The sequence below is a fragment of the Kitasatospora sp. NPDC090308 genome (genome assembly GCF_044769485.1).
GTDB lineage: Bacteria > Actinomycetota > Actinomycetes > Streptomycetales > Streptomycetaceae > Kitasatospora > Kitasatospora fiedleri.
Window position 1 is genome coordinate 91,624 of sequence record NZ_JBIVXY010000005.1, and the last position, 25,988, is coordinate 117,611.

Sequence of the window (25,988 nt, forward strand, 5' to 3'; positions counted from 1 at the left end):
CGGCCTGGGCGGTCTGGTCGGTCTGGCGCTGTGGCGGTCTGGCGCTGTGGCGCTGTGGTGTTGTGGGGTTCTGCGGCGGGGACGGGTGCCCCGTACGTCTTCGGAGCGCTCGCCGCACCGGATGGGGCCGATGGGGCCGGGGCGGGCCGGGGCGGGCCTCGGCGGTACTGTCGGCCCGTCCCCCTCACCGATCACACCACCGGGAGCCGTACCGTGCACCAGCTCAGCCACGCCGACGTCCAGGCCGCCGCCGACCGGATCGCGGGCCTGGTCCGCCCCGTGCGGGTGGTTCCGGGCGGGCCGGGCGGGGTGTGGCTGGCGCTGGAGTACATGCAGCACACCGGCTCGTTCAAGGCCCGCGGCGCGGTCAACTTCCTGCGCGCGCACCGGGAGGCGGGCACCCTGCCGGACGCGGGCGTGACCATCGCCTCGGGCGGCAACGCGGGCCTGGCCTGCGCGTGGGCCGCCCGGCAGCAGGGCGTGCGGGCCACCGTGTTCCTGCCGGTGAACGCGCCCGCGGTGAAGGTGGCCCGGCTGCGCGGCTACGGGGCGGACGTCCGGTTGGCGGGCGGCGAGTACGCGGAGGCGCTGGCGGCCTGCGAGGAGTTCGCGGCGGCGAGCGGCGCGCTGGCCTCGCACGCCTACGACCACCCGCTGGTGGCGGCCGGGGCGGGCACCCTGCTCGGGGAGGTCCACCGCCAGGTGCCGGGCCTGGACACGGTGGTGGTCTCGGTCGGCGGCGGCGGCCTGTTCGCGGGCGTGGCCACCGCGGCCCGCGCGCACGGGGTGCGCACCGTCGCCGTCGAACCGGAGAACTGCCGGGCCCTGCACGCCGCGCTGGCCGCCGACGCGCCCGTGGACGTGCCCGTCGACTCGGTCGCCGCCGACTCGCTGGGCGCCCGCCGCGCCTCCGCCACCGCCCTGGCCGCCGCCCGCCACCGGGACGTGCGCACCGTCCTGGTCCCGGACGCGGCGATCGTCCGGGCCCGCCGCGACCTGTGGGAGGAGCACCGGATCGCCGTCGAGCACGCCGCCGCCACCGCCCTGGCCGCCCTCGGCACCGGCTACCGCCCCGCGCAGGACGAGCGGGTGTGCGTGGTGCTGTGCGGCGCCAACACCGACCTGACGACCCTGGCCGGGGCCGACGGGGCCGACGGGTCTGACGGGGACGACCGGGACGACGCCTGACCCCGTTCCCCTTGCCGTACCGGCGAACTGACGGCCCGTCGTCCGCGCCGCGCCCTAGAGTCGGTGGCCGGTCCGACGGAGGGGAACGGGGATGGCGCAGGGGTTCGAGGAGTTCTTCCGCACGGCGACCGGCCACCGGCCGTACGACTACCAGCGGACGCTCGCGGCGGACGGGCTGCCGCGTACGGTGCGGGTGCCGTCGGGGGGCGGGAAGACCGCCGGGGCCGTGCTGGCCTGGCTGTACCGGCGGACGGTGGCCGCACCGGGGACGACCGCGCGGCGGCTGGTGTACGCGCTGCCGCAGGGCAGCCTCCCGCACTGGACGCACCGGCGGATCGACGGGTGGCTGCACCGGCTGGGCCTGGCGGACGCGGTGGGCCTGCACCTGCTCGCCGGGCCGGAGGCGCAGAACGGCGCCTGGCGGCGCCACCCGGAGCGGACCGCGATCCTGGTCGGCACCCACGACGTGCTGCTGAGCCGGGCCCTGATGCGCGGCTTCGCCGACACCCGGACGATGGCGCCGGTCTCGTTCGGGCTGCTCAACAACGACGCGCACTGGGTGTTCGACGAGGCGCACCTGCTGGGCCCCGGCCTGCCGACCGGCGAGCGGCTACAGACGCTGCGCGAGGCGCTGGGCACGACCGCGCCCACCGGCAGCACCTGGATGTCCGCGGTCGGCGACGGCACCGCTCCCCCGGCGGGGGCCGCCGCGACCGGGGTCCGGCGGGTCCGCCGCCTGCACCCGGACCCCGACCCGAACCGGTACGTGGCCGACCTGGTCGCGGCCCTGAGCGCGGCCCACCAGCCCGGCACCCGGACCGTCGCCGCGCTCGGCTCACCGGCCCGGGCCCGCGCGGTCCACGCCGCGCTGCGCGCCGCGCACCCGGACCGGCCGGTCGTGCTGCTGCACCCGTACCTGCGCGCGGCGGAGCGCTCGGCCGAGCGGTGCGGCGACCGGTACGACGACCGGTACGACCCGGTGGCGGAGTCGGCGGGCGGGGACGGCCGGGACGGCTTCCTGGTGGTGACGCGGGCGCTGGACGCCGGGTCCGACTTCTCCGCGCGCACGGTGCTGACCGAACTCGCCCCGTGGAGCGCCCTCGTCCAGCGGGCCGGGCGCTGCAACCGGCACGGCGAGCACCCGGAGGGCGGCGACCTGCTGTGGTGCGTCCCACCGGACGGGGACGGGGGCGGGGACGGCCCCGGGGACGCGGGCGGCGCTGCGGCGCGCTGGCTGGCGGCGCACGAGGGGGCGGCCGTCACCGTCGCGGACCTGTTCCGGGCCCGGGTCGAGCCGGAGGTGCCGCAGGCCCCCGGGCTGGGCGTGCCCGAGCTGGTGGCGCTGTTCGACAACGCGCCCGGTGCCGAGCCGGTCGACGCGAGCCGGTGGCTGCTGCCCGACCGGGAGCGGACGGTCTTCGTCGCCTGGCGCGCCCTGGCACCGGAGGGCCCCGCCCCGGACGAGCCCGGGCCCGGCCGCGCCGAGCAGTGCGAGGCGCCGTTGGACGAGGTGCGCGCCCGGCTGGCGGCGGACGGCGGTGGCGGGGCCTGGCTGCGGGACGCCGCCGACGGGCGGTGGCGGCCCGCCACCGCCGCGGACCTGCGCTCCGGCACCCTCCTGCTGCTGGACGCGGCGCGCGGCGGCCACCTGCCCGGCACCGGCTGGACGCCCGGCAGCCGCGTCCCCGTCCCCCCGCTCTTCACCGGCCGCACGCCCCCGGCCACCGCGTGCGCCGCCTGGGTCCCGCTGGAGCAGCACCTGCGCGAGACCGAGGAGGAGGCCCGCGCCCTCACCGCCGGGCTGCCCGGCCTGAGCGCGGCCCAGCGGGAGGCGGTGGCCCTGGCCGGGCGGCTGCACGACCTCGGCAAGTGCCACGACGTGTTCCAGGCGATGCTCCGCGGCGGCGGGGGCGACCCGCCGCCGGGGCTGCTCGCCAAGTCCAGGTCGCCGTGGAGCACCGGGGTTTCGTCCCGCCCGTCCTTCCGGCACGAGCTGGTGAGCGCGCTCCTGCTGCTGGCCGGCCCGCACTGGCACGCCCCCGGTGCCGACCCGTCCCTGGTCACCTACCTGGCCGCCGCCCATCACGGCCGGGTGCGGGTCACCGTCCGCCCGGAGAGCGGCGAGCCGGCCCCCGCGCTGCTCGGCGTCCACCCCGGCGACCGCACCCCGCCGCTGGCCCTGCCCACCGGCGAGCGCTTCCCCGCCCGGGTGCTCGACCCCGCCGCCCCGTTCCGCCCGGACGGCCGCTGGGCGCCGCTGCTGGCCGCCCTGCTCACCGCCCCCGACCTGGGGCCGTTCCGGCTCGCCCACCTGGAGTCCCTGGTCCGCACCGCCGACTGGCGCTCCAGCGCCCGGCACGACGGCCCGGTCCCGCCCGCCGAGCAGGCGGCCCCCGGCCCCACGGCCCCCGGCTGCCCGGACGGGCCCCGCGCAACTATCCGATGATCCACTCGTTGGTCCGTCCGACGTACCCCGGTCGCGTGCCGAGCCTTGGAGGGGCCGATGGATCTCAGGACACTGCCACGGCCCCGGGCGGCCGGTTCCGGCGGGCGGCCGGAGTCCGCGGAGGCCCTGCTGGTGCGGCACTACCGGCACCTGGTGGGGATGGCGTACCTGACGCTGCCCGCCGACCGGGGGCGGCACGCCCGGGTGGTGGCGGCGCACGCGGTGGTGCAGCGGGCGCTGCCGGTGCTCGGCGGGAAGGCCGCAGGCCGGTCCGGGGACGCGTCGGGGTACGAGGCGGTGCGGGCCCGGGTGCTGCGCGGGGCGCTGCGTCGGCGGCGCTGGCCGGGGGCGGTGTTCCCCCGAGTGTGGGGGGTGCGGCTGTTCACGCCGCCGGATGACGGGGACGCCGAACTGGACGTCCGGCTGGCCGAGTTGCCCGCCCCGGCGCGGGCCGGTTTCGCGCTCCGGGTGCTGGACGGACTGGACCGGGCCGAGGCCGCCGAGGCGCTGGCCTGGGCCGGGGTGGAGGCGCCGGCCGAGGCGGTCCGGGCCGGGGACGAGCTGCTGCGCTCGCTGGGCGGCGCGGGCTGGTCGGAGCTCCCGCCCGGCTACGACGCCTGCACGGTGCACCTGCGGCCGGGCGACCTGCTGCGCCGCCGACGCCGCTGGGCCCTGGTGGCCGCGGCGGTGGCGGTGGCACTGACCGCCGCGGTCCTGCCGGTGCCGGGCCCGCCCGGTGGCGGCACCGGCGGGTCGAGCGCGCCGCCGCCCGCCGCGCGGGCCGTCCCGCCCGAGCGCCGCGCCGCGGACCTGTGGCGGCGGACCGCGAAGCTGGACCTCGCCGTCTGGCCCGCCCGCGGCGAACTGGTGGACGACACCGCCCTGGTCGGCCGCGCGGTCACCGCCTGGCAGCAGGCCGGGCCGTCCGCCGCCGCCGAGCCCGGCAGCACCCCGGGTCCGCCCGCCGCCGCGCCCCAACTGCTGTACGCGGGACGGCTGGACGGTACGGCGGTGGTGCTGCTGACGGACGGCCGGAGCCTGGCCCGGTACACCGACGGCCCGACGTCCGGCGGACCGGCACGCAGCGGATCGGCACGCAGCGGATCGGCAGGCAGCGGATCGGCAGGCAGCGGACCGACGTCCGGATCGGCGTCCGGGGCGGCGTCCGGGGCGACGGCCGGGACCGGCGGACCGGTGCTGGCGCTGGCGGCGGCCGGGGACAGCGACGTGACGGCCGGTGCGGCGGTGGTGCTGCGGCGCGACGAGCGCGGGGCCCGGTACCTGCTGGCGCCGTGGGTGGCGTCCGCGGCGACCCGGCGGCTGGACCGGCCGGACGAGGCGGAGCGCCCGCTGGCCTTCGCCGACGGGGTGACCGACCCGGTGCCGGGGACGGCCGCGCCGGGCTGCCCGGGGCCGGTGCTGCAACTGCGGTCGGACCCGGTGGTCGCCGAGCAGCACGCCTTCCTGCTGGCCGACCTCGGCGGGCTCGCCCCCGCGCACCTCACCTACACCCCGCCGCCGGACGGCTCCGCACCGGCCCGCCCGCCCCGGGAGGCGGTCGGCGCGCAGGCGCTGCGCCGGTGGGCGGCGGGTGCCTGCGCGGTGCCCGAAGCGGGGCCGGGCGTACGGCAGTTGAACCTGTGGGAGTTCGCCGACCAGCGGCTCCCGCAGAACGCCGGGGAGTTGGCCTGGGCCTGCCTGCGGGCCGACCGCTGGGACGGCTCGGGCAGCGCGGCGGCGGCGGTGCTGCCCCCGAACGGCGGCCGGGCCGAACGGCTGGCCCGCGCGGACGGCCGGGCCTGTAGCCGCTACGAGCAGGACACCGTCGCCCAGTACCGCTGGCGCGCCCCGAACGGCACCGCCTACCTGCTGGTCGCCGCCAGCCGCCGGGTCTCCCGCCTGCTGGTCACCACCCCGTCCCGCAGGCTGGACCAGCCCGCCCCGCCCGGCCGGACCCTGGCCCTCGACGACCCGGGCACCGGCCCGGCCGGCGTCGAGGCCGTCACCGCCTCCGGCACCCGGCTGCGCCCGATCGGCTGACCCCGCGGGTGCCTGCGCCAACGGCGTTCCGGGTCAGGTGAGTTCGAGGATCAGCTTGCCGGTGTTGGCGCCGCGGAACAGCATCTGGAAGGTCTCCGGGAAGGCGTCGACGCCGCCCTGGACCAGGTGTTCGCGGGTGGTGAGGCGGCCGTCGGCGATCCAGCCGGCGATCTCCCGGGCGGCCTCCCGGTAGCGGGCGGCGTGGTCGAAGACGACGAAGCCCTCCATCCGGGCCCGGCGCACCAGCAGGGACAGGTAGTTGGAGGGGCCCTGGACGGCCTGCTCGTTGTTGTACTGGCTGATCGCGCCGCAGATCACCACCCGGGCGTGCATGGCCAGCCGGGTGAGCGCAGCGTCCAGGACGGGGCCGCCGACGTTGTCGAAGTAGACGTCGATGCCGTCGGGGGCGTGGGTGCGCAGGGCCTTGCGGACGTCCTCGGTCTGGTAGTCGACGGCCGCGTCGAAGCCCAACTCCCCGGTCAGCCAGGCGCACTTGGCGGCGCCGCCGGCGATGCCGACCACCCGGCAGCCCTTCACCTTGGCGATCTGGCCGACCAGGCTGCCGACCGCGCCGGCCGCGCCGGAGACCACGACCGTCTCGCCCTCGCGCAGCGCGCCGACCTCCAGGAGGCCGAAGTAGGCGGTCATGCCGGGCATGCCGAGCGCGCCGAGGTAGGTGGGCAGCGGGGCGATCGCCGGGTCGACCCGGTGGGCGCCGCGGCCGTCGGACAGCGCGTACTCCTGGACGCCGAAGGTGCCGGTGACGAACTCGCCGACCCGGAAGCCGGGGTGGGCGGACTCGACCACCTCGACGATCGAGCCGGCCCGCATCACCTCGCCGAGCGCGACGGGCGGCAGGTAGGAGGGGCGGTCGTCCAGCCAGCCGCGCATCGCCGGGTCGAGGGAGAGGTAGCGGGTGCGGCCGAGGAACCAGCCTTCGGACGGTCCGGTGACCGGCTCCTCGGTCAGCGTCCAGTCCTCCGGGCGGACCGGGCCGACGGGGCGGCGGGCGAGTCGGATCTGGCGGTTGGTGGCCGGCATGGCGCTCTCCTGCGAGGGGGCGGGACGGGACGCGGGGCCGCCGGCGCTCGGGGGATGGGCCGGCGACCCCACCCGGCCGAGTCTAAGCAAGCGCTTAGTCAAAACACCAGGGGCACGCCGCCCGGCCGCCCGCAGCCGTCCGGGTGGTCGGCGGTGGGCGGCTCAGCGGGCGTCCGGCGCCGGGTGCGGTTCGCGGAAGGTGAACGCCTCCGGGCCGGGTCCGTGGTCGCGGATCAGGGCGATCCGCGCCATCGCCTCGGCCGCACTCGGACGGTGCCCGGCCGGGACCCACCACATCGCCTGGTGCGCCCCCGTCGGCCGCCGGAACCACTCGCGGCGGCGGGCCAGCACCCGCAGGTGGTCGCTGCGGTAGACGTACGCGCGCAGCGCCTCGACCGACTCCCAGACCGAGCAGTTGATCTGCAACAGGCCGTCGTCCGGGTCGGGGCGCAGGCCCGTCGCGTCCGCGCCGGCCGCGTCGACCAGCCGCCAGACGAAGCCGGGGCTGCGTTCGGCGAGTTCGTTGATCTCCGCCAACTGGGCCATGAAACCGGCGAGTTCGGGGCTGTCCAGTGGGGCCACGGTACGGCCGACGTTGACCTGGGCCAGTTGGTGGCCGGAGGGGGCGGGCGCGACGGCGGCGGGGGCGGGAGCAGCGGGCGCGGCGACGGCGGGCGCGGCGGGGACGGCGGCAGCGGCCTGAGGGGCAGTCATGCGGCAAGCATGGCCCGGACCGGCTTCTAACGTCAATGATTATTGTTTTTAGAGAGCGACACGCAGCAGCCGCCCGCGCACGGGTCCATCGCGGGCGTCCACCCCTCCCCCGCCAGGCCCTCCAGCAGCGCCAGGTTCATCCCGCACACCAGCGCCGGGAACTCGTCCGCCAGCGCGTGGAACGGGCAGTTGCGCAGCCGCACCACCTCCCCGTCCAGGAACGGCGCGTAGCCGCGCTCGCGCAGCGCCGCCAGCACGTCCGGGGGCTGCTCGGCCGACCCCGCCGCGCGGGCCGCCGCCTGCAACTCGCGGTCCAGGCCCGCCCGTTCGACCACCTCGGCGAGCAGCCGGCCGGCCGCGCCGTACTCCCGGGGCGGCAGTGCCACCGCGAACTCCGCCTCCGCCCGGCGGTACACCTTGGCGGGCCGCCCCGCGCCGGGGCCGCCGCGTCCCGGCGGCCGCCGGTAGGAGACCGCGAGCAGGCCCGCGTCCACCAGCTTGTCCAGGTGGAACGCCGCCAGCGATCGGGAGACGCCGGCCGCCGCCGCGGCGGCGTCCCGCCCGACCTCCTCCGCCGCGTCGGCCACGTGCCGGTAGAGGGCGCGCCGCACCGGGTCGGCGAGGGCGCCCAGCGCCTCGATCGAGGAGTCCTCAGCAGTCATCCGTCGAGTCTATGACCGGCCCGCCCGACGCGAACGCGCCACCGGGGCGGCAGCGTTGCGCCACACTGCCCGGATTGCCGACGATTCGTTTCTACACCTCTGTAGAGTGTTCCCGACCGCCACCAGCCGGGTCGTTCGGGCACCCCGCACCCGTCCACCCCCGCCGACCGGACTCGAAGGAGGCCCGCAGTGCTCCCTCCGCAGCTGCAGACCGACCCCGCCTGGTCCCCGCCGGAACCGGACGTCCGGCCCGCCTACCAGCCCGTCGAAGTCCTGCTCGACGACTCCGACACCTGGGCCCTCGGCCGCATCAACGCCTGGTGGCACTCCCCCGAGGGCACCCCGTGGTGCCGCCTCCGCCTGATCGGCGCCACCGCACCCCCCGCCTGGCACCGCTACGACCCCGAACGCATCCTGCTGCTCCCCACCCACGGCACCTGACGCCGGGCCGGGCCCGGAAAGGCCCGGCCCGGCGTCCGCGCGCGGTGCGGGTGCCCGCGCCCGATCAGCGTCAGCGGCGGGTGCCGCAGCCGGGGCAGAACGCGGAGCCGGCGGGCACCTCGGCGTGGCAGGAGGTGCACTGCGGGGGCTGGGCGAGGCGGAAGCCGCAGCCGGGGCAGAACGGGGTGCCGTGGGTCTCGGCGCGGCACTGCGGGCAGACCAGTTGGCGGTCGGTGGTGACGTCGAACTGCGGGGCCCGGGACTGGCCGTGGGTGTACGCGTTCTGCGTGACGGCGTCGTTGAGGCCGCGCTGGCGGGCGGCGGCGGCCTCGGCGGCGGTGTCGGGGGCGCAGCCGAGGCAGAGGCCCTGGGTGGCGTTCCAGCAGCGGCCGCAGACGTAGTGGGTGCAGCGGGCGCAGCGGTTGAAGTGCTGCTGGGCGTTGCCGATGGCGCGCTGGAAGGCGGCGTCGCGGCCGCTGCCCCAGCTGGCGCCGGCCAGGCCGTCGGCGGCGTTGGTGAGCCCGTTGGAGGCGCTGCCGCCGAGCAGGCTCCAGGCGGCGCTGACGCCCTTGTTGATCCAGCCGGCCGCCTGGCCGGTGCGGAAGGGTTCGAACTCGGAGCGCCAGGTGTCGTAGCAGCGCGCGCAGGAGAACTCGAACTGGAAGCCCGCGCCGGTGCCGTGCTGCTCGCTGAGGTCTCGGTAGTTGTTGCTGAACTGGATCTCGCTCATGTCCGCCGCCCAACCCTTTACAGGTGCTCCACAGGTGCCGTCTGGATTCGTCACACAGGCTCCCACACCCGGGGGCGGGGGCCGGTGCGGGGCCGGTGGCCCGGCCGCCGGTGCGGTCCGGCCGCCGGTGCGGTCGGTCGGTGTGGTCGATCGGTGTGGTCAGCCGCCGAACAGGACCGGTCCCAGCACGGAGGGACGGAACAGCAGGGTCGGCGGTTCCACCATCGCGGCGACCCGGTGGAACGCGCCGGCGACCCGGGCGTCGGTGACGGCGCGGGCCAGCACCCGGTCCAGCATCCGCTGTTGGACGCGGACCTGGAGGCCGGAGGGGCCACCGGTGGTGCCGGCGAAGCGGACGTCCTCGCCGGCCGCCATCTGCCAGGGGTTCCTGGTGACGCCGGCGATGGCGTCCCGGGTCTCCCGGACGGCGGCGTGGCCGAGGTCGCCGCGGTGGTGGACGGCGTCGCGCAGGGCGCGGGCGGCGAGCGCGGCGACGGTCATGCCCTGGCCGTAGACCGGGTTGAAGGTGCAGGAGGCGTCGCCGAGGGCGAGGAAGCCGTGGGTGGCGGAGCGTTCGTAGTGCCGCCAGACGCTCGGTCCGGGGACGAAGCCGCGGGCCGGGCCGGTGGGCTTGGCGCCGATCACCGTCTCGGCGATGACGGGGTCGCGGAGCAGGCCGAGCTGCTTCTCGAACTCCTCGGGCTGGAGGGAGGGTTCGAAGCCGCGCATGCCGCCCATGCCGACGATCCAGCGCTCGCCCTCGACGGGCAGCAGGACGCCGAAGCGGCCCTGGTCGGGGGCGTGGCTCTGCAGGTAGACGGCGGAGTCGGCGGGGGCGTCGGCGGGGCGGTGGTAGAAGCGGGTGGCGTAGGAGACGCCGGCGTCGACCCGGTCGCGCGGGACGGCGGGCGCGCCGAGCACCGAGAGCCACTTGGCGGCGCGGGTGGCGCGCCCGGCGGCGTCGACGACCAGCTCGGCGGGTATCGCCTCGGTCTCCTCGCCGTGCCGGCCGCGGCGGTTGACCTGCACGCCGGTGACGGCGTGCCGGTCGCCGAGCAGGCCGATCACCTCGGTGCCGGTGCGGAACTCGACGTTGGGCGCGGCGCGGACCCGCTCCAGCACGACCTGGTCGATCAGCGGGCGGCTGCAGGTGAGGACGGCCAGGTCGCTGTCGTAGGGGGCGAGCCAGCCGGCCGAGGTGAGCCAGCGCAGGCCGCCGGAGAGCGGGACCCGGGTGGCCCCGGCGGCGAGGAGTTCGGCGAGGGCGCCGGGCAGCAGTTCGTCGATGGTGCGCTGGCCGGCCTCCAGCAGCAGGTGGCCGTGCTTGGCCTGCGGGACGCCCGGGCGGAAGTCCACCCCGTCCGGGTAGCGGTCGCGTTCGACCACCACGACCCGTTCCGCGACGCCGTGCAGCGCCCAGGCCGCCAGGCATCCGGCCAGTCCGCCGCCGATCACCACTGCCGTGCCGCGGTCACCGGCCGCGGTCCCCCTAGAACTCATGTCCGTACAGTAAGGGACGCGGCGCGCTCGGTCACCGGGAGTCCGGGGTTCGGCTGCCTTTTCGTGACGGGCAACTCCCCTCCGGGCGGGGCGGTTTCACCGCTTCCGCCCGGAGGTGCCCGCCTTGTCCGGGGTGCGCGGGAGGACTCGTCACCGGTCGGCGGCGGTGCGCTGGCGCAGGAACAGGGCGGCCCGTTCCAGCGCCTCGTCGGCCTCGTCGAGGACGCCGGCGTAGCACTGGAAGACGTGCGGCACGTCCGCGGTGACGTCGAGGACGACGTCCACGCCCGCGTCGCGCGCCCGGGCGGCCAGCCGGGTGGAGTCGTCCAGCAGCACCTCGTTGGCGCCGACCTGGATCAGCATCGGGGGCAGGCCGGTGAGGTCGGCGTGCACGGCCGGGCTGAGCAGGGGGTGGCGTGGGTCGGCTCCGGCCAGGTACATGGCGCCGGTGCGGTCGAAGGAGGAGCGGGTGAAGATCGGGTCGATGCCGTCCTTGGTCTCCATGCTGGCGCCGGTGCGGGTGGCGTCGGCGCCCGGGGAGAAGGCCAGGATGCCGGCGGGCAGCGGGAGTCCGGCGTCCCGGGCGGCGAGGGCGGTGGTGACGGCGAGGCCGCCGCCCGCGGAGTCGCCCGCGAGGACGGTGCGGGCCGGGTCCGCGCCGCGCTCCAGCAGGGCGCGGTAGGCGGCCAGGGTGTCCTCGACGGCGGCCGGGAAGGGGTGTTCGGGGGCGAGCCGGTAGTCCAGCGAGTACGCGGGCAGGCCGCTGCCGGCGACCAGGTGGCCGGTCAGCGACAGGGCGGTCTCGGGCGAGCCGAACACCCAGCTCCCGCCGTGGAAGTACAGGATCGTCCCGTCCCGCGCCGCCCCGACCGGGTCGACCCGCAGGGCGGGACGGCCGCCGAGTTCGGCCGGGGCGGTGCGGATGCGCTCGTGCGGGACGATCATCTCGGCCATCAGCTCCCGGAACCCGGCCCGGATCTGCTCGACCGTCGGCTCCCCCTCGGGGGCCGGCTTCCGCAGCCTCCGGTCGATCTCGGCGCGCTGTTCCCTGCTCATGGCACACTCCTGTCAGAAGTAGCTTCCGCCACACTATATGCCATGGAATATACATTGTCCGACGACCGCACCGCGACGGATTTCCCCGCGGACTCCCCCGACCCCGCCCGCCGTCCCGAACTCCCCGAACTCCCGGACCTCCCCGCGCTCTTCGCCGACCTGATCCGCTGCGAGACCCGCCTCTACAACGCCCTCGGCGACCGGCTGCGCGAACGGCACGGCATCGTCACCTCGCAGTACGAGTTCCTGCACTACCTGCGCGAACACCCCGGCTGCCGGGTGGCCGACCTGGCCGCCGAGTTCGCCATCGGCGTCGGCGCGACCAGCAAGGGCGTCGACCGCCTGGAGAAGCAGGGCTGGGCCGTCCGGCACCCGAACCCCGACGACCGCCGCTCCTCCCTGCTGACCCTCACCCCCGAGGGCGAACGACTGACCGCCCGGGCCGAACGGACCTACACCGAGGCCCTGACCGAACTCCTCACCCCCACCCTGGACGCCCCCGCCCTCACCGCCCTCGCCCGCACCCTCGCCACCCTGCGCACCACCCTCGAACACCACCGCACCGGCACCCCGGCGGGCTGACCCCCCGTCACCCCGGAGCGGGCCGCTCCGGACGGACCGCCCCCGCCCGTCCGGGCCCCCTGGAAATCCGGTCGAACTCGCCACGGGCGATGCCCATCCTGGTGGGCATGGCCCACGCGAAGACCTCGTACGTCTGCCTGCCCTGCCGGGCCTCGTACAAGCAGCCCTACGACCGGGAACGGCCGCGGACCTGCCCGCGCTGCTCGGAGCCGCTGGTCCACGCGGGGTCGGCCTTCGCCGCGCCCCGGCGGCGGGACACCGCGGCCTGGCGGACCCTCACGGTGCTGCTGAACGCGGGTGTGGGTTTCCACAAGAACTGCTGCGGCGGCCCCGGATACCGTCCCCGCACGCTGCGCGAGGTGCGGGAGCGGATGGCGTGCGCGCGGCGCACCGGCGAGCCCGTGGCCGAGGCGCTCGTCCGGCAAGTGATCTGATCGGGGGCCGCGGCCCGGCGCACCCCGCCGCCCCGAAATCCGCCGGCTCCCCCGCCCCGGACGGAGCACGATCCCGGTGGACCAGGGTGGAGGAGCTTGTTTGGACGTGTTCGCGTGTGCCGGGTGCGGTACCGGGCTGACGGCACCGGTGTCGCGGGTCGCCCTCCCCGTCCACACCCACTACGGCGCCTGGGAGGAGCTCCACCCTCCGCTGATGGAGCCGGCCACGTACGCCGTCGAGCGGTTGCCCACCGGACCGCCGTGGCGGCTGTGGGCGGAGGTCGGGGAGGAGGCGGCCGCCCGGCAGGGGGTGTACGCGCCGGTGCACTCCGTCTCCTTCGGCGCCCGGGGCAAGATCGTCATCGCTCCCGGTGACTCCCGGTCGACGACCCTGATCCGGGAGAAGTGCGCGGGTTACTGCCGGGGCGTGGACGGCCGGGACGGGCCCAATCCGGCCTGCACGGGCTGCGGGCGCGCCGTGGCGACCCGGATCGACGACTGCGGCTCGTGGCAGACGGTGTGGCTGAAGCCCGACGCGGTCGTCCGCCGTCCCTCGGGGCTCCCGACCGCTCCGCTCCCCGACCGGGCGGACCTGGAGCACGCCGGGCACCGCGTCCTGCCCGTCGAACCCGACGGGTCGTGGAGCCGCCGCTGGGAGGCCGCGTTCGGCGTCGCGCCGGCCCACCTCGTGGTGGCCACCGGGAACCGCCCGGTGACCCTCCCGGCGGGCCCCGTGGCCGAGTTGCTCGGCCACGCCGTGGCCCGCCGCCTCCCCTCCGGGCCCGACCCCCGTTCGGTGGGACTGGCCGGCCCGGGCGTCCCCGTGCCCCGGCCCCGACCCGACGTCCTCCTCGTCCCCCGCCACCCCGGCACGGGCGAGCCGTGGCGACCGTCCGACCGGCGGGCGACGGTCGTGCCGCTGGACGGCGGAGTCTGGGCGTACCTCACCGGCGCCGGGGAGACGTCGCCGGTGCCCGCCACCGGGACGCTCCCGGCGGGTGTGCTGCGCGACGACTACCCGCTGCCGGCGCGCCCCCGGTATCCGCTGGAGCCCCACGGCGGCGCCTTCCGGGAGACCCTGGTCCGCCTGCCCGGGATCCGCCGCCCCGAACTGCGCGGGTACCGCGGCGCCACGCACCCCTGGTGAGCCCGTGAGCGCCCGGCGGTGGTCGGGGCCGCGCCGAACCGCTCCGGCGCCCGTGACCGCTCCTCGGGGTGCGGGGCCGGGTCAGGAGTGTTCGATGTCGCCGGAGCGCGAGGGGACGGCGTCCAGGGCAGCCAGGGTCGGGGCGTCGAGGACGATGGCGCCGGCCTCGGCGTTGGCCCGGAGGTGGTCGGGGTCGGCGGTGCCGGGGATGAGGAGGGTGTGGGGGGCGTGGTGGAGCAGCCAGGCCAGGCCGACCTGGGCGGGGGAGGCGCCGAGCGCCCGGGCCGCGGCGAGGACGGCGGGCTCGTCGGCGACCTTCGGGATGCCGGGGTACGCGCCGCCGAGCGGGAAGTACGGGACCCAGGCGACGTCCTCGGCGAGGCAGAGCCGCAGGACGTCCTCGTCGTCGCGCGACACCAGGCTGTAGGCGTTCTGCACGCAGGCGATGCCCGCCGGGAGGGCCCGGCGCAGTTCGTCGGCGCCGACGCTGCTGAGGCCGAGGGCGCCGATCTTGCCCGCGTCGCGCAGCTCGGTCAGGACGGCAAGCTGGTCGTCCAGGTCGACCACCTGGTCGCCCTCGGCGCGCAGCCCCGGGCCGTGGCCGGCGCGGCGCAGGTTGACCAGCGGGATCCGCTCCCAGCCGAGGCTGCGGAGGTTGTCCTCGACGGCGGCGCGGAGCTGTTCGGGGCGCTGGGCCAGCCGCAGCGGGAGCGGGCCGGCGGCGGGTTCGGCGCCGACCTTGCTGGCGACCAGGACGTCGTCCTCGGCGGTGAACGCGGCGCCGATCGCCTCGTTGGCGGCGCCCGCGCCGTAGAACTGGGCGGTGTCGACGTGGTCGATGCCCAGCTCGGCGGCGGTGCGCAGCAGGGCGACCGAGGCGGCGTGGTCCAGGCGGCGCAGCTGCATGGCGCCGAAGCCGACCCGGGAGACGGTGCGGCCCGCGAGCGTGCCGGGCCCGCCGGCCCGTTCCGCGCCGGTGGCGGTGAACTGCGGGGATCGGGCCGTGGAGGTCATGGCGAGGTCACTCCCGTGAGACGATGGAGGTAAACGGAGGGACTCCGTTACCGGCCACCGTAGCACCGATCAGCACTAACCGGAGGGACTCCGCTTTGACCGCCCCCGACCCCCGCGCCTCCGACTCCCCCGCGGCCGGACCGTCCGGGTCCGATGCCCCCGCGGCCGGGCGTCCGCCCCGGGCCGACGCGCAGCGCAACCGCGAGCGGCTGCTCGCCGTCGCCCGGGACGCCTTCGCCGCGACCGGCGGCCAGGCCACCCTCGACGCCATCGCCCGCGAGGCGGGTGTCGGCATCGGCACGCTCTACCGCCACTTCCCCACCCGCGAAGCGCTCGTCGAGGCCATCTACGCGACCGAGCTCGACGCCGTGGTCACCAGCGCGCCCGCGCTGCTCGCCCAGCTCCCGCCCGACGCGGCGCTGCGCGCCTGGATGGACCGCTACGCCGCGTTCTTCGCGGCCAAGCGCGGCATCTCCGAGACCCTGCGGGCCGGTTGGGCCTCCGGCGCGATCGCGACCCCGGCCACCCGGGAGCGGATCACCGCGGCGATCGCGGCGATCCTCGACGCCGGGGCGGAGGCCGGTTCGCTGCGGGACGACGTGCCGGCCGAGACGGTCACGATGATGCTCCTGGGCGTCTTCCTCTCCACGACGGCCGGTAACGACCCCGAGCTGACCGGGCCGCTCCTCGACCTCGTGGCGGACGCCCTCCGGCCCACCGCCTGACCGGCCCGCCGGGTCGCTTCCCCGCACGGGCCGGTCCGGTCGTCAGCCGGGCCGGTCCTCAGCCGGGCCGGTCCTCAGCCGACCCCGGCCTCAGCCGAGACGGTCGAGGAGGGACGCCAGCACGGTGCGCAGCTGTTCGTCCTCGCGGATCACCGCGTCCTCGGCCCCGAAGCCGGACAGGCGGCGGTCGCCGGTGGCGAGTGCGGCCAGCCGGTCGCGCTGCCGCGGCGTCAGGACGGCGGGGCCCAGGGCCCGCAGCGCGTCGCAGGCGGTGTCGAGGTCGGCGCGGGTCTCGGCCGAGTGCAGCGCCGCCTCGGCGAGCCGGGCGCGGTCGAGGTCGGCCGGGTCGGCGACGGCGAGCAGCCCGAGGACGGCCGAGGGCGCCTGGGCCGGGTGGTCGAGGAGGGCGTGCAGCCGGGCGGTCAGCGGGCGCCCGGCCGGGCCGAGCACGGCGATCTCGCGGGCGGCCCGGGCGGCCGTCCAGTGGAACCACCGCCGGCCTTCGCAGCGGTCGAACACCGCGTCCAGCACCGGGACGGCCTCGGCCGCCTCCCCGGTGATCCGCCACAGGGCGAGCGCGAGCGCGAGGTCGGCGTCGACCTCCGGCGTGGTGTCGCGTGCGGTGTCGCGGTCGACGGCGCGGCCGAGCGCCGCCCGCAGCGCCGGGACGAGGGGTCCGGCCGCCGGTCCGAGGGCGGCCGCAGCGCGAGCACCCTCCGCGACGCCGCGCGCCCCGCCGGCGAGCGCCGCCTCGACGGCGGTGAACAGCGGCCCGGTCTCACCGGTCAGCACGTGCAGCGCCTGCGCCACGAGCAGCTTCCCGGCCCCGGCCCGCAGGGCGGTCGCGGCCTGCTCACGCCACTGCGGCCCGGCGGCGATCGCGACGGTGGTGCCCGCGCCGACGGCAACGTCCACGACGCCCCCGGCGGCAGCGCCCGCAGCCACAGCGGTACCCACAACGCCCCCGGTGACGGCGGTGATCGCGGTGGCGGCAACGTCCACGACACCCCCGGCGGCAGCATCCGCAGCCACAGCCGCAGCGGTACCCACAACGCCCCCGGTGACGGCGGTGATCGCGGTGGCGGCGTACGGGAACTGCGGTAGGACGGCGCACAGTTCGGGCAGCGCCTCGACGGCCTGCGGGCCCCACTGTCGCAGCAGGTGGACCAGCCCGGCGGTGTCGCCCTGGTCCCCGGTCGGCGGGCAGTCGCAGGGTTCGGGACGCTCCGGCGTCCTGGCGGCCAGGCGGGCGCGGACCGCGGCGAACAGCTCGGGGTCGAACGGGAAGGGGGCGTCGGCCGGGGCGTGGGACCCGGCGGCGCACTGTAGGGCGCGCGGGCGACGGCCGAGCGCCCGGGCCAGCAGCGGGGCGGCGGCCTGCGGGGCCACCAGGACGAGCGCGGCGAGCGCCCGGTCGGCCGCCTCATCGTCCGACTCGTCGTCCGCCCGCACGGCGGGTTCGGCGAGTGCGGCGAGGACCGGAGCGGCCTCGGCGGCGGCCGGGCCGAGCTTGCCCAGCAGGCGGGCGGCCGTCGCGTCGGCGGCGAGCGGGACGAGCGCGGGGATCAGCCGTCGCGAGGCGCTGCGGGACCGGGCGCAGGCGAGGTCGGCCGCCCACAGGGCCTCGGCCCGCGCCTCGGGGCGCTCGTCGCGCAGGGCGGCGTCGAGCAGGGCGAGGGCGCTCTCGCGGTCGGCCTCGGTGTCCCGTTCCAGCAGCGCCCCGACGATCGCGCGCAGCGGCTCCCGGTGCTCGTACGTGTGGCCGGACCCGGCCGTCCCGGCTGCGGGCAGCAGGCCGAGGACGGCGTCGTGGTGCGCGGCGCGCCACGGTTCCCCGGCGTCCAGTGCGGCGAACACGGCGGCCAGGCGCAGCGGTGCGGGCGCGCCCGGGCCGAGCAGCGCGCGGGCCTCGGCGGCGGCACCCGCCCGGTCCAACCGGCCGTACGCGGTGAGGAGTTCGGCCCGGACGACGGGCTCGGTCTCGACGGCCAGCCGGGCCCGGACGGCGGGCAGCGCGGGGCCGGTGTCCCGGGTGTGGCCGACCGTCCAGCCGGCCGCCTGCCGGACCGCGGCATCCTGATCGGCCAACAGTGGCAGGAGCAGCGGCAGTTGGGCGGCGACGGCGGCCCGGACGGCGCCCGGCGCGACCTCGCACTCGTCCTCGCTCTCGGCGAGGCAGCCGAGCAGCCGGAGCGCGTCGAGGCTCCGTCGGCCGGAGGCGGCAATCCGGGCGAGGTACGGGGCGGCGTCGGCGCTGGCCGCGTACACGGTGCCCTGGTGCACGATCGAGCCGTACAGCTCGTCCAGCGCCTCCTCGGCGTCCGCGCCGTCCTCGGCGAGGGCCCGCAGCAGCCCGGGCAGGTCCTCGGCCGGGCCGTAGGCGTGGTTGACGGCGGCCCAGGGGTGGGCGTCGAGTCCGGCGAGGACGGTGCGGAGTTCCATGGCCGTGATCTTCTCGGGAGCCTCCGACATCCGCCCGGACCGGACCGCCCGGACCGGACCGCGCGAACCGGACCGCGCGGGAGCGGCTGGCGCGGGAACGGCGGTGCGGGCCGGGCTGGGCCGGACGGGTGACCCGCCGGGCGCGTGGCGGGGTGGGGCGGTGGTCGGCGGCTTGGGATGGGCGGATGACCTCTGAGCAGATCCTGATCGGGTCCGGGCTGACCTTGGTGCTGGCCGTCGCCTCCCAGCTGCTGGCCGCCCGGCTGCGCGTCCCGGCGATCATCGTGCTGCTGCCGGTGGGCTTCGCGGCGGGCGCGCTCACCGACGACGTGCACCCCGACCGGCTGCTCGGTCCGGCCTTCTCACCACTGGTCTCGCTCGCCGTCGCGGTCATCCTGTACGACGCCGGGCTCGGCCTGGACCTGCGCGAACTGACCGGCCACGCCCGGCACACGGTGGTGCGGCTGGTGTGGGTCGGCACCCTGCTGACCGCCCCGGCCGCCGCGTTCGCGGCCGCCCCGCTGCTGGGCGTCTCGGGGAAGGCGGCGGCGATGCTCGGCGCGATCCTGGTGGTCTCCGGGCCGACGGTGGTCGGGCCGCTGCTGGACTTCGTCCGCCCCACCGAGCGGGTGCGGCGCGTGCTGCTGTGGGAGGGCTCGCTGATCGACGCGGTCGGCGGCATCCTCGGCGCGCTGGTCTTCCACGCGCTGGTGAGCGAAGAGCACCGGAGGCTGGGCGCCGGGCTGCTGGAGTTCGCCGCCAGCGTCGGCCTGGGCCTGCTCGGCGGGCTGCTCGGCGCGGCCCTGCTGTGGCTGCTGCTGGTGCGGGCGCGGCTGAACGAAGTACTGGGCACCAGCGCCCAGTTGGCGGTGGTGGTCGGCGTGGCCGCGGTCTGCGACGCGCTGCGCGACGACACCGGGCTGATCGCCGCGATCGTGCTGGGCGTGGTGGTCGCCACCGTCCCGGCCTTCGACCCGCCCGCCCGGCGGATCTTCCTGGAGACGCTGGTCCCGCTGATCGTCGGCGTGCTGTTCGTGTCGATCTCCTCGACCGTCACCTGGTCGTCGGTGCGCCCGGTGCTGCTGCCCGTGCTCGGGCTGGTCGCGGTGCTGGCGGTCGTGGTGCGGCCGGTGGTCGCGGCGCTGTCCACGGCCGGGACGGACCTGGCGGAGGGCGAACGGGCGTTCCTGGGCTGGATGGCGCCGCGCGGCATCGTCGCCGCCTCCACCGCCGCGACCTTCTCCACCGGCCTGGCCGCGGCGGGCGTCGGCGGCGCGGAGAAGATCCTCCCGGCCACCTTCCTGGTGATCGTGTTCACCGTCACGCTGTACGGCCTGAGCGCCGTCCCGGTGGCCCGGCTGCTGCGGGTGACCCGCCCGGCCCGCTCCCGCCCGCTGCTGGTGGGCGGCGAGCCGTGGACGGTCGAGCTGGCCGCCGTGCTCCGCTCGGCCGGGCTGGACGTGCTGCTGTGGGCCGGGCGGGACGAGCAGCGGGCCCGGATCTCGGCCGCCGGGCTCGAACTCGCCGACGGCGAACTGCTGGCCGCCGCGAGCGGCGAGGGCGCCGAGCGGGAGGGCGTCACCGCGGTGTACCTGCTGACCGCCGAAGACGAGTTCAACGCGCTGGCGGCGGCCGTCCTGCACGAGGTGTCCGAACTGCCGGTGTTCCGGCTGCCCGCCACCGCGCCCGGCCCCGGCGCGGTCGGCGGCCCGCCCACCGCGACGGTCCTCCCGGCCGCCCTGACCGGCCCCGAACTGGCCCGCCGGCACGCCGCCGGAGCCCGCATCCTGCGCCGCCCCGCCGACGGCGAACTGCCGCCCGGCCACGACCTGCTGTTCACCCTCGACCGAGCCGGCCACCTGCACCCGGCCACCCCGCACGGCACCCCGCCCCGCCGCGACCGGGTCACCGAACGGATCGTCCTCGGCCCGCCCTGACCGACCGCCACCCACCCCCGACGGCCCCTCCCGACGGCCCCTCCCTCCGCCGAGGAACGGGACGTCAGCGCGGCGTGGCGGCCACCCCGTTGACCAGCATCCGGAACGTCCAGGCGAGCCGTTCGGTGGGGCGGCCGGAGACCAGTTCCCCGGCGGTCGCGGCCACCTTCGGGTAGCGGGACGGATCGGCCTCGCGCAGGGCGCGGACCATCGCGCCGTGCTCGGCCTCGGCCGCCGCGCCGGTGCGGGCGGAGTGCTCGGCGGCGGTGGCGGTGGCCACCTGGAGCAGGGTGTCGACGCCCCAGGCCGCCTGCCCGGCGGGGACGCCGCCCTCCTCCAGCAGGGTCAGCAGGGTCTCCACCAGTGCCAGGTAGTGCGGCCCGGCGGGGCGGGCGAGCAGCGCGGAGTGGGCCAGCGCCGGGTGTTCGAGCAGCACGGCGGTGTAGGACTCCAGCACCGCGGCGAGCCGCCCGCGCCAGTCCCGGCCCGGGTCGGCGGCGGCGCCCGGGTCTCCGGCGGTGCCCGGCTCGGCAGCCCCCGCGCCGGCGGCTGCGCCCAGGTCGACCCGTCCGAGGTGGTGCTCCAGGATCGCGGCGTGGAGTTCGGCCGTGTTGGCCACGTAGACGTACAGCGAGGCCGGGCCGGTGTCGAGTTCCTGGGCCAGGCGCCGCATGGTGACCCGCTGGAGCCCCTCGGTCTCCATCAGGCGGACGGCCGCCGCCACGATGCCGGCCTGGGTGAGCGCGGGCTTGGCGGGCCGCTCCCGGCGGCTGCGCGGGGCGGGGGCGGGGCTGTCGTCCATGGCCACCAACATAGATGATCGGCGCCGGGGGCCCGGGGCGCGGGCCGGGACGGTCGACGCGGCCTTGAAAGCGCTCTCAGAGCGCGCCGCACACCGAACCCCGCCCCGGCCCCCGCACCGCACCGCCCCGCACCGGGCGCGGCGGCACGACCTCCGCGCCGCCGCACCCGCCGCGCTCACCGCTCACGCTCGCGCTGGCGCTGGCGCTGACGCTCAGGCCAGGGCGAACTTCTGGGCGCCGGAGCCGTTGCAGTCCCAGATCTGGAGCCGGGTGCCGTTCGCGGTGGCGCCCGACGGGGAGTCGACGCACCGGCCGCTGGTCGGGTTCGACAGCGAACCGTCGCCGTTGGCCACCCAGTTCTGGTAGCCGCCGCCGTTGCAGGTGGCGAGTTGGAGCTTCGTCCCGGCCGCGCTGTTACCGCCCGCGATGTCCAGGCACTTGCCGAGGGTCTGCAGGGTCTGGCCGCTCCAGGTCCACTTCTGGTCCTTGGCGCCCGACTGGCAGTCCCACAGCTGCACCGCCGTGCCGTCGCCGCCGTTGTCGTCACCGGCCACGTCCACGCACTTGCCGCCGGGGCCGTAGATCGGCGCACCGATGGCGAACTTCTGCGCGCCGGAGCCGTTGCAGTCCCAGATCTGGAGCCGGGTGCCGTTGGCGGTGGCGCCCGACGGGGAGTCGACGCACCGGCCACTGGCGGGGTTGCGCAGCGAACCGTCGCCGTTGGCGACCCAGTTCTGGTAGCCGCCGTTGTTGCAGGTGGCGAGTTGGAGCTTCGTCCCGGCCGCGCTGTTGCCCCCGGCGATGTCCAGGCACTTGCCGAGGGTCTGGAGGGTCTGGCCGCTCCAGGTCCAGTGCTGGTCCTTGGCCCCGGACTGGCAGTCCCAGAGCTGCACCGCCGTGCCGTCGCCGCCGTTGTCGTCGCCCGCCACGTCCACGCACTTGCCGCCGGGGCCGGTGATGGCCTGGCCGGAGACCGTCCCGCCACCGCCCCCGGAGCCCGGGCCCTTGTTGTAGACGGCGACCGAGTCGATGATCAGCTTGCCGCCCGAGACGGTGGCCGCGTTCGGGCCGCCGCCGAAGGCGTCCGGAAAGCCGCCGCCGATCGCCAGGTCGTAGATGATGAAGAACGGGTGGTCGACGGCGTTGGCCCAGGTCGTGGCGTCCACCTGGTTGGCGTTGACGGTGTAGAAGTTGCCGCCGTCCAGGTAGAACCGGATCTGCTCGGGCGACACCGAGCGGTCGATCTCCACCGCGTAGTCGTGGAAGCCGGTCTGGCAGCCCGGACAGGCGCGCTCGCCGGAGCCGATGCCGGTGGACTCGTTGCACGGGCCGCCCGGGTTCACCCCGCAGTGGATCGTGCTGAAGACGGAGCTGCGGCCGTTGATGTCCTCCATGATGTCGATCTCGCCGGACTTCGGCCAGGTCACCCCGTCGCGCAGCGGCGCGCCGAGCATCCAGAACGCCGGCCAGTACCCGGCACCGTTGGAGGTGTTGACGTTGGGCTGCTGGAGGACGGACTCCATCCGCACCACCCCGCCCGCCGGGGCGCCGAAGGACGCCGACTGGGTCTCCACCCGGCCGGAGGTCCAACCGGCGCGCGGGTCGGAGCCGGAGTGCAGCGCCTGGAGCACCAGGTGGCCCTGGCCGTCGTAGTAGACGTTGGAGGTGCTGCTGGTCATGGTCTCGATCTCGCCGGTGCCGAAGTTGCTGCCCGGCCCGGTGTCGTACTTCCACAGGCTCTGGTCGATGCCCGTCCCGGACGCGCCGTTGAAGTCGTCGCTCCAGGTGAGCGAGAAACCGGACGGCGGCGCGGGGGCCGCGACCGCGGTGTCCGTCGTCGCGGTGACGGTGGCGGCCACCGTGAGCGCGACGACGGGCAGCAATGAGAGCGCTCTCTTCCACGCGCGGCGCATCGGCCGTGCACTCAGGGATGTCATGTATGCAGCATGGCGATCAGCCCCGCGCTCGACAAGAAGTTGGACGCGTTCGGCTTCGAACTCCGCTACAACGTTTACCTTCTGAAGGCTCCGCGGGAGCTTCCGCGGAGCCCCGCACCCGCCGCGGCCGGGCCGGCGTTCACTCCTCGACGGCCCCCGCGAACATGGCGAGCATCCCGGCGACCGGGTCGGGACCGAACATCAGCTCCAGGCTGGCGGCGGACTCGACGGCGGAGGCTTCGGCGCGGGCGAACATGGCCTGCTCGTAGGCGTCCAGGGCGGCCTCCGGGTCGCTGGGGCGGGCGGCCAGGGCGAGGCCGAGCTCGGCGCCGTCCTGCATGGCGAGGTTGGCGCCCTCGCCCGCGAACGGGGACATCAGGTGCGCGGCGTCGCCGAGCAGGGTGACGCCGGGGCGGCGCTCCCAGCGGTGGCCGACCGGCAGCGCGTGGATCCGGCGCAGCGTCAACTCCCCGTCGGCGTCGGCGAGCAGGGCGCGCAGCCGCTCGCTCCAGCCGTCGAAGGCGGCGAGCGCGGCCTCGCGGAGCGCGGCCGGCCCGGCGGCGGGCGGCCAGTTCTCGTCGGCGCGGACGGCGGCGTAGACGTGGATGCTGCCGTCGGACTCCAGGTGGCCGAGGAAGCCGCGCCCGCCGCCGAGGGCCATGAACATCCCGCCGCCGACCAGGGCGGCGGCGCCGGGGTGGCGGCGGGCGGCGTCGTGCAGGTCGGCCTCGACGAAGGAGACGCCGGTGTAGGCGGGCCGGGCGTCGGAGAGCAGCGGGCGGACCTTGGACCAGGCGCCGTCCGCGCCGACCAGCAGGTCGGTGGTGATCGCGCCGCCGTCGGCGAACTCGACCCGGTGGCGGCCGTCGCCGAGCGCCCGGACGTCCACCGCCTTGCGGCCCCAGTGCACGGCGCCGGCGGGCAGCGCGGAGAGCAGCAGGTCGCGCAGGTCGCCGCGGTCGACCTCGGGGCGGCCGCCGGCGCCGTCGTCCTCCTCGGCGAGGTGGACGGTAGCGTCGGGGCCGAGCAGGCGCAGGGCCTGGCCGCCGGGGTGGACGATCCGCCGGAAGTCCTCGTGCAGCCCGGCGGCCTCGAGCGCGGGCTGGCCGGAGTCGTGGTGGATGTCGAGCATGCCGCCCTGGGTGCGGGCGGCGGCGTCGGGTTCGAGGTCGAAGACGGCGGCGGGGATGCCGTGCACGTGCAGGACCCGGGCCAGGGTGAGGCCGCCGAGGCCGCCGCCCAGGACGGCGAGGGGGTGGTGGGCGGTGCGGCCGGTGGCGTGGTGGGCGGTGGTGGTCACGGCGGGCTCCTCGGGTTCGTCCGGTGGCTGCCCTTCGAGCGTAACGAACACGTTCGTGACGAACAAGTTCGGCACGCAGGGTTCACACGCGCGACACGGCGGCGCGTCACTCTGCGTAACAGCCCTCGGGTACCGTTCCCACCGCCGCCCCGGCCACTGCACGCACCGGAAGGACCCCGCTCGGTGACCACTGCCCCCGACATCACCGCTTTCCTGCACGCCCAGGGACTCGACCCGCACGGCCTGGACGACCCTGACACCCTGCTGTGGACCACCCGCGACGCCAACGGGCCGATCGCCAGCGCCGCCCTGGAACTCGCCCGGCCGGCCGCCCTGTTGCGCAGCGTCGCCGTCCGCCCGGACCGGCGCGGCCACGGGGCCGGACGCCGCCTGGTCGAGGACGTCCTCGCCGAGGCCACCGCCGGCGGCATCCGCCGGGTCTACCTGTTCTCCACCGACACGGGCTCCTTCTGGCAGCACATGGGCTTCCGCGAGGTGCCCGTCCCGGAGGCCGCCGCCGCCCTCGCCGGCGCCCCGCAGGTCCGCCGGTACCTCGCGGACGGCTCGCTGGCCACCGAGGTCGCCTGGCGCCGCGACCTGGACGCCCCCTGACGTCCCCTGACGTCCCCTGACGACCCGTCGGCACCGCCCGCACCGCGGCCCGGCCGCCCCTTGACCGGACATCGGCCGTGCACGATACGTTGACGGGCATGACCGAAGCCCCGGCGCTGCCCTGGCCGCCCGCCCCGATCCGGACCGCCCGCCTGCTGCTGCGCGAGCCGCTGCCCGGCGACCGGCCCGCGATCGTCGAGCTGTTCACCTCCCCCGAGGTCGGCACCCACATCGGCGGCGCCCGCCCGCGCGAGGAGTTCGAACGCACCCTGCCCGACGTCCCCCGGGGCCGCCCCGGCCTGCTGGTGGTCGACCTGGACGGCGCGATGATCGGCCTGGTCACACTCGACCCGCGCGGCCCCGAACGCCCGGGCCACCTGCGCCCCGAGGGCGGCGAACGCGAACTCGGCTACCTCTTCCTCCCGCACGCCTGGGGCCACGGCTACGCCACCGAAGCCGCCACCGCCGCCCTCGACTGGCTGGCCACCGCCCTCCCCGGCGAACCCGTCGTCCTCTCCGCCCGGACCGCCAACACCCCCTCCCTCCGCGTCGCCCGACGCCTCGGCTTCACCGAGGTCGAACGCTTCCACGAGTACGGCGCCGAACAGTGGTTCGGCGTCCGCCACCCGCGCTGACCCTCCCCCGGCAGCCGTGCGCGGCAACGGAGTTGACGCGATCAGCCCAGGGCGAACCAGGGGGCGGGGTGGTCGGTGAGGGCCTTCTCCAGGAGGAGGGTGTCGTTGGGGGCCAGCGGGGGGAGGGCGTCGAGGGGGAACCAGGCGACGGCGAGGGACTCGTCGTCGTTGACGGTGGCCTCGCCGGACAGCGGGCGGCAGCGGAAGGCGAGGTCCAGGTACTGGACGCGGTCGCCGTTGGCGCAGGCGAAGGCGGGCAGGGTGAGGACGCTGGTGATCCGCTCGGGGCGGACGGTGACGCCGGTCTCCTCCCGCACCTCGCGGACCACGGTGTCGGCGGGCTGCTCGCCCGGTTCGACGATGCCGTGCAGCAGGGCCCAACGGCCGGTGTCGGAGCGGCGGTTGAGCAGGATGCGGCCGTCCTCGACCACCACCGCGGTGATGCCGGAGAGCCAGAGCGGGCCGTGGCCGACGTGTTCGCGCAGGTCCAGGATGAAGTGCGGGGTGGGCATACCGGGCACTGTAGTGCGCGCCCGCCCGGGGAGCGCGGAACGCCGCCGCGCCCCGCCCCGGAGGGCGGTGCGCGACGGCGTCCGGGCGGT

At 76.9% G+C, this 25,988-nt stretch carries 23 protein-coding genes; 11 read left to right on the forward strand and 12 right to left on the reverse strand.

Translation table 11 applies throughout. From position 1 onward, the window contains the following. Nucleotides 1-213 precede the first annotated feature (213 nt). The 3 genes from ACIQVD_RS13630 (at nucleotide 214) to ACIQVD_RS13640 (ending at nucleotide 5,674) form a co-directional block, all read left to right on the forward strand. Nucleotides 214-1,188, forward strand: a complete 975-nt coding sequence (locus tag ACIQVD_RS13630; RefSeq protein WP_402288802.1) for a serine/threonine dehydratase — start codon at nucleotides 214-216, stop codon at nucleotides 1,186-1,188. Nucleotides 1,189-1,279: 91 nt separating this feature from the next. Continuing rightward, nucleotides 1,280-3,634, forward strand: coding sequence for a CRISPR-associated endonuclease Cas3'' (locus tag ACIQVD_RS13635; protein ID WP_402288804.1), 2,355 nt, complete (start codon nucleotides 1,280-1,282; stop codon nucleotides 3,632-3,634). A 57-nt stretch (nucleotides 3,635-3,691) separates the two neighbouring features. Beyond that, the gene (locus ACIQVD_RS13640; protein ID WP_402288806.1) at nucleotides 3,692-5,674 is read left to right on the forward strand and encodes a hypothetical protein; all 1,983 of its coding nucleotides are present in this window, start codon (nucleotides 3,692-3,694) and stop codon (nucleotides 5,672-5,674) included. 33 nt (nucleotides 5,675-5,707) lie between these two features. Here the strand turns inward: ACIQVD_RS13640 and ACIQVD_RS13645 are convergent, their stop codons facing one another. The 3 genes from ACIQVD_RS13645 to ACIQVD_RS13655 all read right to left on the reverse strand — a co-directional run bounded on the left by ACIQVD_RS13645 (nucleotide 5,708) and on the right by ACIQVD_RS13655 (nucleotide 8,091). Beyond that, complete coding sequence (locus ACIQVD_RS13645; protein ID WP_400685813.1) at nucleotides 5,708-6,715, reverse strand: NADP-dependent oxidoreductase; 1,008 nt, start codon at nucleotides 6,713-6,715, stop codon at nucleotides 5,708-5,710. Nucleotides 6,716-6,877: 162 nt separating this feature from the next. After that, nucleotides 6,878-7,429 carry a DUF3291 domain-containing protein gene (locus tag ACIQVD_RS13650; RefSeq protein WP_402288810.1) on the reverse strand — a complete coding sequence of 184 codons (552 nt, stop codon included), beginning with the start codon at nucleotides 7,427-7,429 and terminating at the stop codon, nucleotides 6,878-6,880. A 32-nt stretch (nucleotides 7,430-7,461) separates the two neighbouring features. Then, nucleotides 7,462-8,091 carry a helix-turn-helix domain-containing protein gene (locus tag ACIQVD_RS13655; protein ID WP_402288812.1) on the reverse strand — a complete coding sequence of 210 codons (630 nt, stop codon included), beginning with the start codon at nucleotides 8,089-8,091 and terminating at the stop codon, nucleotides 7,462-7,464. A gap of 189 nt (nucleotides 8,092-8,280) precedes the next feature. Between ACIQVD_RS13655 and ACIQVD_RS13660 the strand changes: the two genes are divergently transcribed. Further along, entirely contained in the window at nucleotides 8,281-8,532 is a 252-nt protein-coding gene (locus ACIQVD_RS13660; RefSeq protein WP_400685822.1) for a hypothetical protein, read from the forward strand. A gap of 70 nt (nucleotides 8,533-8,602) precedes the next feature. Here ACIQVD_RS13660 and ACIQVD_RS13665 read toward each other — a convergent pair whose 3' ends face one another. The 3 genes from ACIQVD_RS13665 to ACIQVD_RS13675 form a co-directional block, all read right to left on the reverse strand. Continuing rightward, nucleotides 8,603-9,262, reverse strand: coding sequence for a zinc ribbon domain-containing protein (locus ACIQVD_RS13665; protein ID WP_400685825.1), 660 nt, complete (start codon nucleotides 9,260-9,262; stop codon nucleotides 8,603-8,605). A gap of 159 nt (nucleotides 9,263-9,421) precedes the next feature. Beyond that, nucleotides 9,422-10,762 carry an NAD(P)/FAD-dependent oxidoreductase gene (locus ACIQVD_RS13670; RefSeq protein ID WP_400685828.1) on the reverse strand — a complete coding sequence of 447 codons (1,341 nt, stop codon included), beginning with the start codon at nucleotides 10,760-10,762 and terminating at the stop codon, nucleotides 9,422-9,424. Between the two features lie 150 nt (nucleotides 10,763-10,912). Further along, entirely contained in the window at nucleotides 10,913-11,818 is a 906-nt protein-coding gene (locus ACIQVD_RS13675) for an alpha/beta hydrolase (protein ID WP_402288817.1), read from the reverse strand. Between the two features lie 42 nt (nucleotides 11,819-11,860). Here ACIQVD_RS13675 and ACIQVD_RS13680 point away from each other — a divergent pair, with 42 nt between their 5' ends. The 3 genes from ACIQVD_RS13680 to ACIQVD_RS13690 all read left to right on the forward strand — a co-directional run bounded on the left by ACIQVD_RS13680 (nucleotide 11,861) and on the right by ACIQVD_RS13690 (nucleotide 13,981). Next, complete coding sequence (locus ACIQVD_RS13680; RefSeq protein ID WP_402288818.1) at nucleotides 11,861-12,400, forward strand: MarR family winged helix-turn-helix transcriptional regulator; 540 nt, start codon at nucleotides 11,861-11,863, stop codon at nucleotides 12,398-12,400. Between the two features lie 107 nt (nucleotides 12,401-12,507). Beyond that, a complete protein-coding gene (locus tag ACIQVD_RS13685; RefSeq protein WP_400685837.1) occupies nucleotides 12,508-12,834 on the forward strand; it encodes a deoxyxylulose-5-phosphate synthase in 327 nt (108 codons plus the stop codon). 100 nt (nucleotides 12,835-12,934) lie between these two features. Beyond that, on the forward strand, nucleotides 12,935-13,981 hold the full coding sequence (locus tag ACIQVD_RS13690) for a hypothetical protein (protein ID WP_402288822.1): 1,047 nt from the start codon (nucleotides 12,935-12,937) through the stop codon (nucleotides 13,979-13,981). Between the two features lie 81 nt (nucleotides 13,982-14,062). Here ACIQVD_RS13690 and ACIQVD_RS13695 read toward each other — a convergent pair whose 3' ends face one another. Continuing rightward, nucleotides 14,063-14,995, reverse strand: coding sequence for an aldo/keto reductase (locus ACIQVD_RS13695; RefSeq protein WP_402288824.1), 933 nt, complete (start codon nucleotides 14,993-14,995; stop codon nucleotides 14,063-14,065). 95 nt (nucleotides 14,996-15,090) lie between these two features. Here ACIQVD_RS13695 and ACIQVD_RS13700 point away from each other — a divergent pair, with 95 nt between their 5' ends. After that, on the forward strand, nucleotides 15,091-15,720 hold the full coding sequence (locus tag ACIQVD_RS13700; RefSeq protein ID WP_400685846.1) for a TetR/AcrR family transcriptional regulator: 630 nt from the start codon (nucleotides 15,091-15,093) through the stop codon (nucleotides 15,718-15,720). A 90-nt stretch (nucleotides 15,721-15,810) separates the two neighbouring features. Here the strand turns inward: ACIQVD_RS13700 and ACIQVD_RS13705 are convergent, their stop codons facing one another. Further along, nucleotides 15,811-18,162, reverse strand: a complete 2,352-nt coding sequence (locus ACIQVD_RS13705; protein WP_402288826.1) for a hypothetical protein — start codon at nucleotides 18,160-18,162, stop codon at nucleotides 15,811-15,813. 185 nt (nucleotides 18,163-18,347) lie between these two features. Between ACIQVD_RS13705 and ACIQVD_RS13710 the strand changes: the two genes are divergently transcribed. Next, nucleotides 18,348-20,099: a sodium:proton exchanger gene (locus ACIQVD_RS13710; RefSeq protein ID WP_402288829.1), complete on the forward strand. Its 1,752-nt coding sequence runs from the start codon at nucleotides 18,348-18,350 to the stop codon at nucleotides 20,097-20,099. A 64-nt stretch (nucleotides 20,100-20,163) separates the two neighbouring features. On the opposite strand, the gene ACIQVD_RS13715 is transcribed toward ACIQVD_RS13710, so the two are convergent. The 3 genes from ACIQVD_RS13715 to ACIQVD_RS13725 all read right to left on the reverse strand — a co-directional run bounded on the left by ACIQVD_RS13715 (nucleotide 20,164) and on the right by ACIQVD_RS13725 (nucleotide 24,139). Next, a complete protein-coding gene (locus tag ACIQVD_RS13715) occupies nucleotides 20,164-20,901 on the reverse strand; it encodes a TetR/AcrR family transcriptional regulator (protein ID WP_402288831.1) in 738 nt (245 codons plus the stop codon). 213 nt (nucleotides 20,902-21,114) lie between these two features. Then, nucleotides 21,115-22,785 carry a ricin-type beta-trefoil lectin domain protein gene (locus tag ACIQVD_RS13720; RefSeq protein ID WP_400685858.1) on the reverse strand — a complete coding sequence of 557 codons (1,671 nt, stop codon included), beginning with the start codon at nucleotides 22,783-22,785 and terminating at the stop codon, nucleotides 21,115-21,117. A 193-nt stretch (nucleotides 22,786-22,978) separates the two neighbouring features. Then, a complete protein-coding gene (locus tag ACIQVD_RS13725; protein ID WP_402288833.1) occupies nucleotides 22,979-24,139 on the reverse strand; it encodes an FAD-dependent oxidoreductase in 1,161 nt (386 codons plus the stop codon). Nucleotides 24,140-24,322: 183 nt separating this feature from the next. Between ACIQVD_RS13725 and ACIQVD_RS13730 the strand changes: the two genes are divergently transcribed. Beyond that, a complete protein-coding gene (locus ACIQVD_RS13730; protein ID WP_402288835.1) occupies nucleotides 24,323-24,751 on the forward strand; it encodes a GNAT family N-acetyltransferase in 429 nt (142 codons plus the stop codon). Between the two features lie 98 nt (nucleotides 24,752-24,849). Next, nucleotides 24,850-25,386 carry a GNAT family N-acetyltransferase gene (locus ACIQVD_RS13735; RefSeq protein WP_400685867.1) on the forward strand — a complete coding sequence of 179 codons (537 nt, stop codon included), beginning with the start codon at nucleotides 24,850-24,852 and terminating at the stop codon, nucleotides 25,384-25,386. A 41-nt stretch (nucleotides 25,387-25,427) separates the two neighbouring features. Here ACIQVD_RS13735 and ACIQVD_RS13740 read toward each other — a convergent pair whose 3' ends face one another. Next, entirely contained in the window at nucleotides 25,428-25,898 is a 471-nt protein-coding gene (locus ACIQVD_RS13740; RefSeq protein ID WP_400685870.1) for an NUDIX hydrolase, read from the reverse strand. Nucleotides 25,899-25,988: the final 90 nt, after the last annotated feature.